The sequence below is a fragment of the Kitasatospora sp. NPDC023118 genome (assembly GCF_055560875.1).
The window spans coordinates 87,754-101,039 of record NZ_JBVHHW010000029.1 but is presented as its reverse complement, the minus strand read 5'-3'; the positions used below and the strand labels follow the sequence as shown (position 1 = coordinate 101,039).

The 13,286-nt window shown below is 69.3% G+C and carries 6 protein-coding genes; 1 reads left to right on the top strand and 5 read right to left on the bottom strand.

The annotated features are described in order from the left end of the window. Nucleotides 1-651: 651 nt before the first annotated feature. Complete coding sequence (locus tag ACZ3UD_RS30320) at nt 652-795, top strand: hypothetical protein (protein WP_465594687.1); 144 nt, start codon at nt 652-654, stop codon at nt 793-795. A gap of 321 nt (nt 796-1,116) precedes the next feature. Here the strand turns inward: ACZ3UD_RS30320 and ACZ3UD_RS30315 are convergent, their stop codons facing one another. The 5 genes from ACZ3UD_RS30315 to cas7g all read right to left on the bottom strand — a co-directional run bounded on the left by ACZ3UD_RS30315 (nt 1,117) and on the right by cas7g (nt 12,267). Further along, nucleotides 1,117-2,250, bottom strand: a complete 1,134-nt coding sequence (locus ACZ3UD_RS30315) for an IS630 family transposase (RefSeq protein ID WP_465594684.1) — start codon at nt 2,248-2,250, stop codon at nt 1,117-1,119. 3,155 nt (nt 2,251-5,405) lie between these two features. After that, nucleotides 5,406-6,515 carry a type I-G CRISPR-associated protein, Cas3-extension family gene (locus ACZ3UD_RS30310; RefSeq protein WP_465594681.1) on the bottom strand — a complete coding sequence of 370 codons (1,110 nt, stop codon included), beginning with the start codon at nt 6,513-6,515 and terminating at the stop codon, nt 5,406-5,408. A 2-nt stretch (nt 6,516-6,517) separates the two neighbouring features. Then, nucleotides 6,518-9,598: a type I-G CRISPR-associated helicase/endonuclease Cas3g gene (cas3g, locus tag ACZ3UD_RS30305; RefSeq protein ID WP_465594678.1), complete on the bottom strand. Its 3,081-nt coding sequence runs from the start codon at nt 9,596-9,598 to the stop codon at nt 6,518-6,520. After that, nucleotides 9,595-11,067: a type I-G CRISPR-associated protein Csb2 gene (csb2, locus tag ACZ3UD_RS30300; protein ID WP_465594675.1), complete on the bottom strand. Its 1,473-nt coding sequence runs from the start codon at nt 11,065-11,067 to the stop codon at nt 9,595-9,597. The genes cas3g and csb2 overlap by 4 nt, the downstream gene beginning before the upstream one ends. 6 nt (nt 11,068-11,073) lie before the next feature. Then, nucleotides 11,074-12,267, bottom strand: coding sequence for a type I-G CRISPR-associated RAMP protein Csb1/Cas7g (gene cas7g / locus ACZ3UD_RS30295; RefSeq protein ID WP_465594672.1), 1,194 nt, complete (start codon nt 12,265-12,267; stop codon nt 11,074-11,076). Between the last annotated feature and the right edge of the window lie 1,019 nt (nt 12,268-13,286).

Sequence of the window (13,286 nt, the reverse complement as noted above, 5' to 3'; positions counted from 1 at the left end):
CAAGAACCGCGCCAAGCACCACGACGTCGGAAAGACCGTGAAACGCGCCGATTCGATCAAGGAACACCAAGCACAGCGAGGTTAAACGCCAAGCTCAGGTCCAGTAAAAATTCACCACCACGGCCGGGACGCTCTGCTGACCGGGATCGACCGGCATGTCGCCTGCGCCAAGCCCTACCAGGCCACCAGCACCGCGGGTGGCGTCCAGGATCGCCTCGTGCCTCGCGTGGAGATGCGCGCCTCAATCGTCTCGCTCCACGGCCTCGACGCGAATGGCCTCCACTTGACGTGATCAAGTGGAGGCCATTGTGAGAAGTTGTGAGAGGCTAACATCGACGCTGTCGCACCGTCAGGCGAAGACCGCCTCTGACCTGCGACTTTACGTCGGGACGACAGGATTTGAACCTGCGACCCCTTGACCCCCAGTCGCCCGGGGATAGCCATCGCTGCACGTCAGACGGTAGACAACCCGCGCTGTTCGTTCGCCGAAGCGCACCTCAGAGACGGTGGTGAACGGCGCGTGGTCCCCGGCAAATCCCTCACCGATACCCTTCCGGCTGCACCCCTCAGTCACGCTTGGCGTGCAACCGCATACAGAGGAGTGGGGCTCGGAATACTCATCCACAGGTCGTACTCGCCGAACTCACTGTGATGGTGCCGCACCAGAATGATGCAGAACGACTGCGCTCCAACGCCACCGACGCGGGCGTCACGTTCGAGCTCCGATGGTGCCGCACCGGGACGGCGCGGAGCGACGCCTCCGAACTCCGGCACGCCGAGCTGGACCGCCCGTGACTGCGATGGTGCCGCACCAGGATGGTGCGGAGCAACTGGCGACCTTGAGAACGGTCAAGCCCTCGGCTCCGTGGCTGCGATGGTGCCGCACGGGGACGGCGCGGAGCGACAAAGGGTTCAGGCGGTTCTACCGGCCCGGACCAATGCTGCGATTGTGCCGCACCGAGGTGGCGCGGAGCGACACCATCCGGGACTTCCAAACCCTGGCCGAGCGCGTGCTGCGATGGTGCCGCACCGGACTCATGCGGAGCAACACCGACGTGGTGGCTGGCGCGCAGCAGCAAGACCTCCTGCAACGGTGCCGCACCTGCTAGTGCCGGATCAGGCAACGTTTGCCCTGCTGACGACCTCACGTAGGCGCTCGTCCTGGGCGTGCTTGTTCCGCCAGATGATGTAGCGGCGGATCATGCTGCCCTGCTCCTTGTGGCTGGCATGGTCAGTGCCGTCCAGGGTGAAGTAGCGCAGGGCGGTGAACTGCGCCTCGATCCGGTTCAGCCAGGAGGAGTTGGTCAGGGTGTAGGCGATCTCGACATTGTTCGCCGCCGCCCACGCCCCGACCCGCTGGCATCGCTTCGTCGTCAGGTGCGGAGAATAGTTGTCGCAGACGATGGCGATCCGCACCTCGACCGGGTGCAGCGAGCGCAGGTAGCGGCAGAACTCCAGGAACTTCGTCCGGTTCTTGGTCTTCTTGATGTGGCCGTAGAGTTTGTCCTTGGCGAGGTCGTAGGCGGCGAACAGGTGCCGGACCCCGTGCGGTCGGGTGTAGGTCGCCCGTCTGCGGGGCCGGGGCGCGCGGTCGGGGTCCTTGTGCCTGCCGCCGCGTTCGGCCCACTGTCGGCCGGGGTGCGGCTGGAGGTTGAGTGGCCCGAACTCGTCCATGCAGAAGATGACTTCGGGTTCGCCCTCCTCGGGTATGACCTCGTCGTCGGCGATCGCGTAGAGGTGTTCGACGCGGGCCTTCTTGGCGGCGTAGTCGGGGTCGCGGGAGGTCTTCCAGGTCTTCACGCGTTGAAAGGAGACGCCCTCCTCTCGGAGCAGGACCCGAAGGCCCTCGTGGCTGATGTCGTCGACCACCCCCTCGGCGACCAGGAAGTCGGCCAGCTTGGCCAGGCTCCAGGTCGAGAAGGGCAGGCCGTGCTCGACCGGCTTGGACTTGGCGATCTTCTTGATCTCCCGGCGCTCGGGCAGCGTAAACGTCCGTGGTCGCCCGCCCCTGTACTTCGGATAGAGCGAGTCGAAGCCGTCGGAGTTGAAGTTGTGGATCACATCGCGGACCCGGTCCGAGCTGGTGAACGTGACCTCGGCGATCTTCGCCACGGGCATGTGCTGGGCGGACAGAAGCACCATCTGGGCCCGCCGCCAGGTCACCACCGACCCAGTGCCCCGGCGGACGATCCGCAGAAGTCGTCTGCCCTCATCGTCATCGATCTCACGGACCTGCACGCGTTCAGCCACGTGATCATTCTGATGGTTCCGTGTCGCCCAGCGCAGCAACCGGACGACACGTCACAGCGAGGCGAACGTTGCCTGATGCGGCACTAGGTACGAAGGAACGGCCACCGCGCGTTTTGGGCCAAGGAAGAGCAGTCGCTGCGACAGTGCCGCACCGGGATGAGGCGGAGCGAAGCGATCGGCGGGGTTGCCCTTTATCAGTTGACGGATGCTGCGATGGTGCCGCATGGGACAGTGCGGAGCGGAAGGGCATGTCCCGCGGTTTGAGGACGCGCTCGATGATGCCGCACCAGGAGAGTGCGGAGCGACATGCAGAGCATCCCGAAGATGGTCAGCTCCATGATGTCGCTGCGATGGTGCCACACCGGGATGGTGCGGAGCACCGCCCCCGGTGCGGAGGAGCATCCAGCCCTCGGCGCCTTCGGCGGCAGTGGTGATGCTGCGATGGTGCCGCACCGAAGTAGTGCGGAGGCGCGACGAGGACGGCGTCATCCACTTCGCGTTCCAGGAGCTGCGATGGTGCCGCACCGGCAGGGTGCTGAGCGACCGCCCTGCTCGCCGCCCCTCTGACCTGCAAAAGCCTCCTGCGATGGTGCCGCACCGAGCGATGCGAAGCGACAGGCCTGTGCAAGCGCGACGCGAAGACCGTCGTGCTCCTGAGATGGTGCCGCACCGGGGGTGCGGAGCAACTACCGATGACTGTCTTCGAGGTCTCCCGGTCCCACGCGCTGCGATGGTGCCGCACCGGGGTGGTGCGGAGCGACCCCCGGCACCGTGTGATCTTCCGCGACGCCGAGCTCCTGCGCCGCACCAGGATGGTGCGGAGAGACCCGCAGGAGGGCTACCTGATGGAGAGCTGGGCGGTGCTGCGACGGTGCCGCACCGGGACGGTGCGGAGGGAGGCTGCGCGGGTGGAAGATGCGCCTGCTGATCTGTGCGCTGCGATGGTGCCGCACCGAGGTCGTGCAGAGCAACCAGGTGGGAGCCGTAGTGCTTGGGCAAGACCGTGACGGTCCTGCGATGTGACGCACCAACGCGGTACGGAGCGACGACAGGGACGGCAGCACGGCGCGTACCGAGGCGGGCCTGCGATGGTGCCACACCGAGGTGGTGCGGAGCGACTACATCGGCTCTCTCGCCAACATGGTCGGCGGCACGCTGTGATGGTGCCGCACCAGGTGGGTGCGGAGCGAAACCTGAACGTGCCGACGTACCGCAACGTGCCGATCGTGCTGCGACGGTGCCACACCGGGAAGATGCGGAGAGACAACGCCTCGATTGCCACGGAGGCCGCAGGCAAGACCCTGCGATGGTGCCGCACTGGTGAGGCGTGGAGGAGCCCGAAGCCGTCCAGGTCCGTGGCCCTGCGCTGGCTGAGGCCGCGATGATGCCGCACTGGCAGGGTGCGAAGGGAGCGCCTCAGCCCTCGCTGGCGCCTCGGGAGCTGAGGTACCTGCGGTGGTGCCACACTGCAGTGTACGGCGGGGCTGCCGGGCCGACGACGCAAGCGGCCTCCAACTGGACACGGCGGCGATGCCGCACCGACAGGGTACGGAGGAACGCGAGTGCAATCATGGCACTCAAGGCTGGCTTGCCCCTGCAGCGGTGCCGCACCGAGATGGTGCGGAGTGACCCGAGCCCAGCTGGGTCAGCGACCGCTCGACCCCGGGACTGCGATGGTGCCGCACCGAGGTGGTGCGGAGCGACCGGTCACCTTCTGCGAGGACGAGGTAAGGGGTTCCCCTGTAACGGGTGCCGTACCAGGATGGCGCGGAGGGAGTGCTGCACGCCGCGCTCGTCACCTCTGCCGGGCACCTGCTGCGATGGTGCCGCACCGGGATGGTGCGGAGCGACGAGCTACTGGCAGCCGGCCTCCACCGACGCTCAGGGGCTGCGGTGGTGACGCACCCGGAGGGTGCAGAGCGGTGACGGGATGAGCTTGGACGAGAGCGTCTGGCTGGGCACGTTGCGATGGTGCCGCACCAGGGTGGTGCCGAGCGATCCGCCAAAGGAAGTAGCCGCGGTGGTCCAGCGGGAGGTGCTGCGCCCATGAAGCACCGACAAGATGCAGAGGGACATTGCCGTCCTGGCGGTTCGCTGCTTCCAGCACTGGATGCTGCGATGGTGCCGCATCGGGATGGTGCGGGGCGACAATCTGCCCCTTGAGGGTGGTGGCCTCGCTTGCGGAGCTGCGATGGTGCCCCACCAAAGGGGTGCGGAGGGACGACCGCAAGACGTTCACGGAGGCCGTGGTTTCCGAGCGGCGATGGTGCCACACCCGGGCAGTGGCGGGGGGACGTCCCGGCTGACCGCGCTCTTCGTGTCGCTCGTGCAGCAGCGATGGTGACGCCGCACCAGAACGGTGCGCAAAGGTTTTTGATCGCTGTCGAGGCCAGACTACCCCCGTGGAGCTGCGATGGTGCCGCACCGGAACGGTACGGAGGGACTTCAACCTCTCTACCAAGGGCACGGACTACTTCGTGCTGTGATGGTGCCGCACCGTGCTGGTGCGGAGCGACCCGGGGAAGTGCGCGCGCTGGCACTCGCCGGCTAGCTGCGATAGTGCCGCACCGGGGTAGTGCGGAGCGACTCGCGGACGCCGGGGTGGCCATCTTCTACCGCCACCTGCGATGGTGCCGCACCGGGACGGTGCGGAGCGACCTGGTGACATCACCCCGCCGATCGTCGGGCCGATCCTGCTGCGATGGTGCCGTACCGGGACGGCGACCGCCGGATCTCCCACCGAGCTGGCACCGGCCGGGTAGCTTCGATGGTGCCGCACCAGGACAGTGCGGAGAGAGTACTGATCGGGTCGACGCAGAAGATGGGCACCGGAACGCTGTGATGGTGCCGCACCGGGGTGGTGCGGAGCGATGTGCGGGTGACCGGGGACGCGCCGTCGTAGTGGACGCTGCGATGGTGCCGCACCACGATGGTGCGGAGCGACGAGCTGAGCTGCTGGTTTGGCAGTTCGGGGAACCCGTTGCCGTGCCTGCCGGGGCCTTCTTCGGGGCAATCCGGACTTGTTGCTTCTGTACGGTGGGGTGTTTCCGTGTGCTTGTGGTTCCGAAGTCGTGTTCGGCCGGGGTCTCGTTCTGCGTGTCGGCGCTGTGGAGTTGTCAAGGAGCGGGTGTTGAAGGGGTGGCCGGGGGTGGGGTTCAGGGCCAGAGGCGGCGGCTGGCGGCGAGGGGACCGTTGGATTGTTTGAGGCCGGTTCGGGGTGCGGTGTAGAGGGCGGTGACGCCGAGGTTGGTCAGCATTCTGGCCTTACGGGTGGTGCCGGGTTCAGTAGCGCGGACGGCGGGGTGTTCGAGGAGGACGGTCACGTCGGTGGTGGTGAGTGGGGGTGTCCAGGCGGGCCAGCGTAGGGCGCCGCGGCTGTCGGTGGTGTCCCAGCTGGTGGCGGCTTGGGTGCGGCCGGTGGCGGTGAGGCGGAAGGTGGCGAGGGCGTGGAGGGCGAGCCAGGTGGGGCCGGGGGCTCCGCGCTGGTAGGCCTTGCCTTCGGAGTTGGTGTGGGCGTCGCCGAGGGAGCGGTGGTCGAAGTTGGCGGAGGCGTAGTCGGGGATGCGGCGCCAGCCGTCCAGGGCCGAGCGGATCTGCCTCGGGTCCTTGTGGCAGCCGAGGACGGCTTTCTGCATCAGGCCGGTGATGGTCATCTGGCCGGCGGCGGCGATCAGCGGGGTGACGGGGGTACGCCGCACCGTGGCGGGATGTGCTCCTTCCGCAGGTTCCGGGTCGTGCCTGCCGGTCTTGGGTTTGGTGTCTTCGAAGCACATGACGTTGGCCAGGGAGGCGAACCAACGGGCGTGGAGGTCGCCCGTTTCGCGTTCGGAGCGGGCGAGTTCGCGCAGCGTCTGGTGCGCGGTGTCGACGCGCATGCGCAGGGCTTCGTTGGGGGCGGTGGCGTCCTCGCGTGGCCGGGTCAGGAGCCCGGGAACGTGCGGGAAGGAGTCCCAGATTTCACCCTCCGCGCCGGCCGCATCGGCGTCCCCACCCTCGCTGTCCTCCGTCTCGGCGCTGTCCGCGGGCTCCCCGGCGGTGCGGGCTGCCTTGGCGGGCATGGGCGGGAGGCGGCTGGCGAGGAACTCGGTGAGGGTGTCGAGAGTGAGGGGCTGGTCGGTGGTGAGGACTGCTGGGCCGGCCGGGCCCTTCCAGTGGAGTAGGGGCTCGGTGGGCAGGGCGACGGTGCTGAGTTCGAGGATGCCGAGGGCGGCAAGGAAGCCGAGCGGGTCGTCGGAGCGCAGGGCGGGGAGTTCGAGCTGGTGCATGGTCAGCTGCCTTCTTCGGAGCAGGCGATGTCAGCGAGGCGGACGATGGCTTCGAGCATGGCCAGGCCCCAGAAGCCGTAGCGCCGGTTGAGCGCGCGGAAGCGGCGTGGGCCCATCCAGTCGGTGCCGATCACCGTGCTGGAGACGGTGACGGTGGTGTCGTCGGGCATGGTGCACTCGACGAGGACGGGCTCGGGGTCGGTGAACGCGGGCAGCATCGGGCGGGCGTAGCCGTGGTGGGCGGCGACGAGGTGGGTGACGAGGTCGTGGTCGAGTCCTCGGGCGGTGGCGGGGTCGGTGGCGAGCCAGGTGTGGACGGCGGCGGCGCTGAGGGCTTCGTGGCGCAGGTCCTTGGACCAGTTGGCCACGCGGGCGGCGCGTCGGCGGGCGGCGCGGTCGGCGGGGTCCATGCCGGACTTGGCGAGGGGTTCGGGCAGGGACTCGGCGAACAGGCGGTCACCGGAGCAGAGCATGCACTGGAACCGCGGGTGGAACTTCCCACAGTCGTGGGCCCTGGCCGCCAGCACGACGGCTTCGACCAGGTCGTCGGGCAGGCCGACGGCCCGGGCGTAGTCGCGGGCGCGTTCGCCAACCTGCTGGTGGTGGTGCTTGAGGGTGACGGTGCGGGTGAGGCTGCTGCTGTCCGGGTCCTCGTCGTCCGCGGCGATCCGGTAGCGGCCGGCGTCGGCGAGCCGGGGCGGGAGGAGGGCGATCCGGCCCGGACCACCGTGGTCGATCAGCACCACCCCGGTCGTAGCCTCCCGTCCGGTGCGCCACTCGGTGACCTCCAGCAGGGTCTCCAGGTGCTGGCGCAGCAGGGGGGTGTGCCTGGAGGGACCGTTGTGTGCGGTGTCGGTGGGCAGGGCGGCGAGCAGCCGGGTGATCGCGGCGCGGACTGTGTCGGTCGTGCTCGGGGTTTCCGGGTCGTCGGGGTCTGTGGTGAGGTCGGTGTGGGCCTGTTTGATGATCGGGGTGAAGTGCTCGGGGGCTGTGCCGGTGGTGCTGGCTAGGACGGCCGGGTCCAGGCGTAGCGGGGTGCGGGTGTTGTCGGTGGGGTGGTCGCCGAGGTCGGGGACGGGGGTGTCGGGGTCGGCGGTCCAGCCGTGGGCGTCGTGGCCGCCGGCGGTGGTGGGCAGGACGAGGGTGGCGCCGGGCTTGAGGTCCTGGATTAGGCGTGGGGTGGTCCAGGTGCCGTCGGTTTCGCGTTGGAGGACGGTGGTGCGCAGGCGGGTGGGTGGGTTGCGGGGTTCGGGGGTGGTGTCGGCGTTGGGGCCTTCGAGGTCGCTGGTGTCGGGGGTAGCGCGGGGTTGGGTGAGGAAGCGGCGCACGGTGGCGAGGGGTAGGGCGAGGGTTTCGGCGGTGTGGACGGGGGTGGTGCGGATGTGTTCGGCGAGGGTCTCGGGGTCGGTGGTGTCGGTGGGGAGGTCGGCGCGCCACAGGAGTTGGACTTCGGGCTGGCCGGTGTCGAGGCCGTGGAGGAAGGGGGCGGGGGATTCGTCGGGGACGGGGATGGGGCTGGTGCGGGCCAAGGCATCCAGGCGCACCTGGTGAAGTGGCGGGATGTGACCGCCGGCGCGGGTGAGCGGTGTGGTGTCGGTACCCTCCAGCAGACCGGGCAGGGTGGCGGGGTTGAGGACCAGGCCGTCGAGGAGGTGGGGGGTCAGCTCGGCGGGATCCTGGCTGTCGTACGGCGTGGTGTGCTGGGTGAGCCACTGCCAGGTGTGGGCGGCGGCCGGACCGTAGACGGGGATGCGGTCGGGTTCCTCGGGGTTGTGGGTGCGTACGAGGATCGCGGGCACGGTGCCGAGTTCGCCTCTGCGGTCGAGGCGTCCGAGGCGTTGCAGGGCGGAGGCCCAGTCGCCGCATTCGCTGACCATCGCGCCGAAGGTGCAGTCGATCCCGACTTCGAGGGTCTGGGTGCTGACCACGACGAGGGGGCGTTCGCGGTGCGGGTCGATGCCGGTAAGGAGTTCGGCCAGCGGGCCGGTGACGAGCAGGTCGCGCTCCGCGGGCCGGCAGCGGCCGGTCAGCAGCAGCACGTCCACGTCGGTGCGCCGGGCCAGCGCTTCGTGGGCGGCGCGGGCGTGGGTGATGGTGTTGGCGATCACCGCGATCGCGGGCAGCCGCAGGATAGGCAGGACGGCATCCAGGCCGGTCTCGGCCGCGAGCGCGAACGCCTCCGCGGGCTTCTTCGAGCAGCCGGCGGCGTCCAGAAGCGTCACGTGGCGCTCGGCCGCGATCCGGCGCCCGGCGATCGGATGGGTGCGGTCGGCTTCACCGATGCCCAGGCGGGGCCGGCCGCTGGTGGCGCTGGTCGCCGACAGGCTCACCACCCGAAGCGCCCGCGCCGCCAACTCATGGCGCGCCGCAGTCTGCTGGTAGAGCGCGGTGTCGGCGGCGGTCGCGAGCAGGGCCTTCGACAGGTGGGCCTCGTCCAGGGCGAGCAGGGCGTCGTGCCCGGTCAGGGCGGCGTCGATCGGAGCGCGCTGGGGGGAGGTGTGGTAGCCGCGGAACAGCAGGCGGCTGCCGTACTGGTCCACGGTCGAGGTCACCACCAGCGGCTGGGCCGGACTGCGCACCCAGTTCGACTCCCAGCGGGTGCCGCCGCGCATCCGCACCACCTCCAGCGGAGACTCGCCGCCGCTAAGGTCGCGCAGCGCGGCAGCGACCTTCGCCCGCACCGAGCCGGACGGCGCCCCTGCGAGCGCCGCGGCCAGTTCCGTGGAGTGCTGGTGGGCCTGGTCGACCACGAGACGTCGGTCGACGCAGAAGAACAGCCGCAGCGGCACCGTCCGGTGCTCGCGGCCCAGCCCGCGGGCGTGTTCCCAGGCCAGAAGGAAGAGCCAGATGTCGATGAACGTGGTCTTGCCCAGGGCGGTGGGGACGTCGAGGTCGGGCCAGTCGGTGCCGTCGGCCACGGCGTCCAGGTAGGCGCTTTGCCATGGGAACGGCGCCCAGCCCTCGCACCCGTCGCACACCGCGGTCGCGGCTCCGTCGGGGCAGTGGGTGTGGTGGTGGACCTCCCGGAAGAAGGTCGGGAACTCGACCACCTCGATCGCCGGCAGCCGCTCGGTGCCCGTCACTGGTCGTCCTCCTGAAAGTGCGGCTCCGGTCGGCACAGGCCCAGGCCGAAGTTCTTCTTGCTGCCCAGCACCACCGGCCCCGTCACCGGGCCCGGGAAGGTCAGGCGCACGTGGCAGCTCGGCAGCGGCCGCTCCCCGTCTTTGCGGCGCACCGGGAACCGGTTAGCGTCTCGCGCCCCGGGTACGAGGCCGCCGCGCGGGCTCACCTGCACCTGCGCGGGTTCCGGCAGGCCAGCCGCGGTGCAGCTGGCCGTGACCGAGTCCTCCCACGCGGCTTCCTCGTACTTCTTGGGGAAGCGGTCGAGGACCATCGGCAGCACCGTGGTCCACACCGTCGAGGGCCTCTGCCACGTCCCCGGTTGGACGGTCTGCGGCCACGAGTCCGTGTCGGCGGGACTGACCCGTACCAGGTCCAGTGGTTCCCCGTCCGCCAGTCGGATCCGGCGCAGCCCTCCGTCGTGGCTGAGCAGGGCGGTGAGCAGTGCCTTGCGGTCCTGTCGGGGCATCTCTTGGGGAAGGGCGATGCCCAGGCCGCGCAGCATCCCGTCGGCGTGGTGGTGGCCGGCGAACGGCAGAGCGAGGTAGGCGACCGGCCGCGGGTCGTCCGGGCTGTTCTTGTGGCCGTGGACCGTGGTCATCGCTTCGACGTCGTGGCCCATCGCTTCCAGGGTGCTCATCACCGCGCCCCGCAGCCGGCCGGTCAGCTCCAGCGTCCATCGCGGGTCCAGCGCCACACCCGGCGCGAACGAGAACGCCAGCAGATCAGAGAACGGCCCCTCCACGACCTGCCTTTCGGGCCGGTCATCGTGCTCGGGGTCGAGGTAGTGGTGGGTGAGCGACTGGCTCCAGGCCGGCCGCTGCTCCTCGAACGCCTCCTCCAGCCATGCCAGATAGCCGCGGTAGGGGACACGGATCGGCCGCGAGCCCTTCGGGTACTCGCCCGCGGGGGCCGGCAGCCAGCGCTGCCGCCACCCATCGCCGTTGCCGGGCTCGTCGGGGCCGCACCAGGCGTCCAGCAGCCCCGTCCCGGTCGAGCGCCCGAAGTACGGCACCCGAAAAGCCAGTTCCTTCAGCACCGGGGCAAGCTCCTCCCCAGGCTCCGCGGCCCAGCTGAACACCATCCGCGTACCGGACAGTGTCTTCTGCGCCCACGTCCGCGGCACCCCACCGGCGGTGCGCCCTGGAAGAAGGCCGTGGGTGACCTTCTTCGGGTCCACGATGTTGGTCACCACCCATGCCGCGCGCGGGTGATCCGCCTCCAGCGGTCTGGCCGGCACCGTGACTACCGGCGGCTCCTGCGCCTCCAGCCACGTCAGCGCCATCCGGTGCGCGGCGTCCTCGAGGTCCGCATGCGCGACCAGCGCACAGAACAGGCGAGCCGGGTGGGGCGGCCACTCGGCCTGCTCACCGTCCATGGCGGTCGCCTGGTAGAGCGGCTCCAGCAGCTCCACCGAGATGTGGAAAGGCATGACGCTCTACTCGCCTTCCGCCTCGCCGATGCCCTCCAAGCGGAAGGAGCGCTCGATCGCCTGCTGCACCTGCGCGTTCGGCCGTAGCCGCACCGGCTCCTTCGACCACTTGAGGCCCGCCTCCTCGGCCCGCGAGCGCGCGAACTCGAACAGCTCCAAGGCCTGCGCCGCCGTCTCCAGCTCCAGCGGCTCCGTCGCCGCCACGCCCTCACGCCCGCGGCCGACCCACTCGATCCGCTCCGACACCAGCAGCAGGTCGCAGCCCGAGCGCAGCCGCACCGCCGGCGCCGCGAAAGCCAGCCGGTCGCCCAGCAGCGCCAGCGCCGCCAGCAGGGCCCTCCCTGCCCGCACGTACTCCTTCGGAGCGTCGCCGAAGCGCAACGCCCTCAGGCCGGCCATGGCCAGCGTCGCGTTCCGCTCGATCGCCTGCACCGTCACCCCGCCCATGCCCTCGACCGGCGGGACCATGCCGTGCCCGACCGCCGACGCCCTGAGCGTCTTTCCCTTGCCGCTCTTCTTCCCGGTGCCCTCCACCGGCCTCCAGCCATCGGAGGTCAGCTCCACGTTGTCCCCGGGGAAGTTCCACTTGTCGAAACGCCCCGCCGCCCGCACCCCCCGCAGCGGATCCAACCCCACCATCTCCGAGGTGTAAGTGCGCGGCACCTTCAACTGCACGCGCCGCTTGCGGTGCGAATCCCACAGCCCGTACACCAGGTCCGACGGCGCCGACTCCAGGAAGGCCCGCACGTCCCCCGTCCCGGTTTCACGCAGTGCCCGGCCCGTGTCCGTCTCGTCGAACTTCACACCGGACTCGTCCAACGCGTCCCGGAAGTAGGCGTCGCGGGAACGGTGCGGCGCATCCAGGTTCGTCATCCGCAGCGCCCGACCTTCCGCAGTCACGTGCAGCGCCAGATGCGGCACCACCGCCTCTCCCAGGTCGACGGCCTCCAGCAGGGCCGTCTCACAGCGGTTCGCCTGCGACTGCCGCTGGTCCAGCAGCACCACCCTCGTGCGCTGCCCCCCGACCCACCGGTCCTCGAACAACTGGCCCGGACCGTCGCTCTCCTTGAGCTTCACCGTCGGCGGCGCCACCGGCGCCCCCACCCCGGCCACCGGCTCGTACTGCGCCGTGACCCGGATCGCGCCGTCCACCGACAGCCCGCTCGCCGCCCCGGCCAGCCGCTCGTACAACGCCTCCATGAAAACCTCCTTGGGCAGAACCTCTCGGACAGTTCGCATCGAAGCAGCCCCCACCGACAGCCATCACTCATTCGAGTGAATCCCTGCCACGTGGAATTCCAGATTCATGGGAAAGCGATATAGTGCGCTGCCCGTCTCACCCGCGCCACGCCGGAGCCGCATTCTCGGGAATCGACTCGCACGGCCAATTCGAATATTTCCTCGAAGGATCACAGCGCACCGTAGCCTCAAGCCGCGCCCCATGGCGCCCCGGGGGGAAAGAACGGGGCATAGGCACCCTAAAGCGCTAGTCGGACGGCCGTGCGCTGGAGATGGTTACGCCCCCCGAGGCCTCCGAGCGCCTCTTGGGCACCACATCCGCAGCTCCATCGATCTCGGCCCGCCGCATCACGGCAGCCAATCCCACCCCTCGCCTACTGAAGGCTGTTCAGTGATCCACCGTCGACGCCACAGGACGGCGGCTTACACCCAGTACTGCGACGTCGAACGGCTCAACGGTGCCGCAGGCAGTTTCTGACTGCGGAGAGGGATCACATCACAGTCTGGTCCAACCTGACCCAGGCTGCTCTTCGATGGTGCCGACGCGTTTCATGCGCGACTTCGGAGGCACCTGACTCTAGTCACCACATGCTGATGAAGGGTCGTCAATCAGAAGCACTTCACTAGTTCGAGCTAATCTTTGGTAGGCGCAGAAGCTGCACCTAACCTCACTAATGCTGCGAACGCCTGCGGAGCCGATGATTCTCTCCGTGAAGAGGATTCAAATAGATCTGTACCCTTCTCTCTTGTCGCCACACTGCGATGCCTCCGTTCTCAGTACAAGTCAGTCCAGAGCCAATGGAGGTCTGGACCCTGTGAGGATGCGAGGCACTCATGGTGAAGAGCGGCAGGACGATCGCTACCCGTGGCGTCGGACGGTGGCTGCGGCGCAATGCGGCCGTCATCGCGGCACTGGCGGCTGTGGCCGGGGTCGTCATCGCGGCGCTCAAGTAGTTGCCGCAGGCTGAGCAGCCCTGGGC

Bases quoted from the DNA above. Each gene is read 5' to 3' on its own strand.
- ACZ3UD_RS30320 (WP_465594687.1), top strand. From the start codon at position 652: ATGGTGCCGCACCAGAATGATGCAGAACGACTGCGCTCCAACGCCACC.
- cas7g (WP_465594672.1), bottom strand. From the start codon at position 12,267: ATGGAGGCGTTGTACGAGCGGCTGGCCGGGGCGGCGAGCGGGCTGTCG.
- csb2 (WP_465594675.1), bottom strand. From the start codon at position 11,067: ATGCCTTTCCACATCTCGGTGGAGCTGCTGGAGCCGCTCTACCAGGCG.
- ACZ3UD_RS30310 (WP_465594681.1), bottom strand. From the start codon at position 6,515: ATGCACCAGCTCGAACTCCCCGCCCTGCGCTCCGACGACCCGCTCGGC.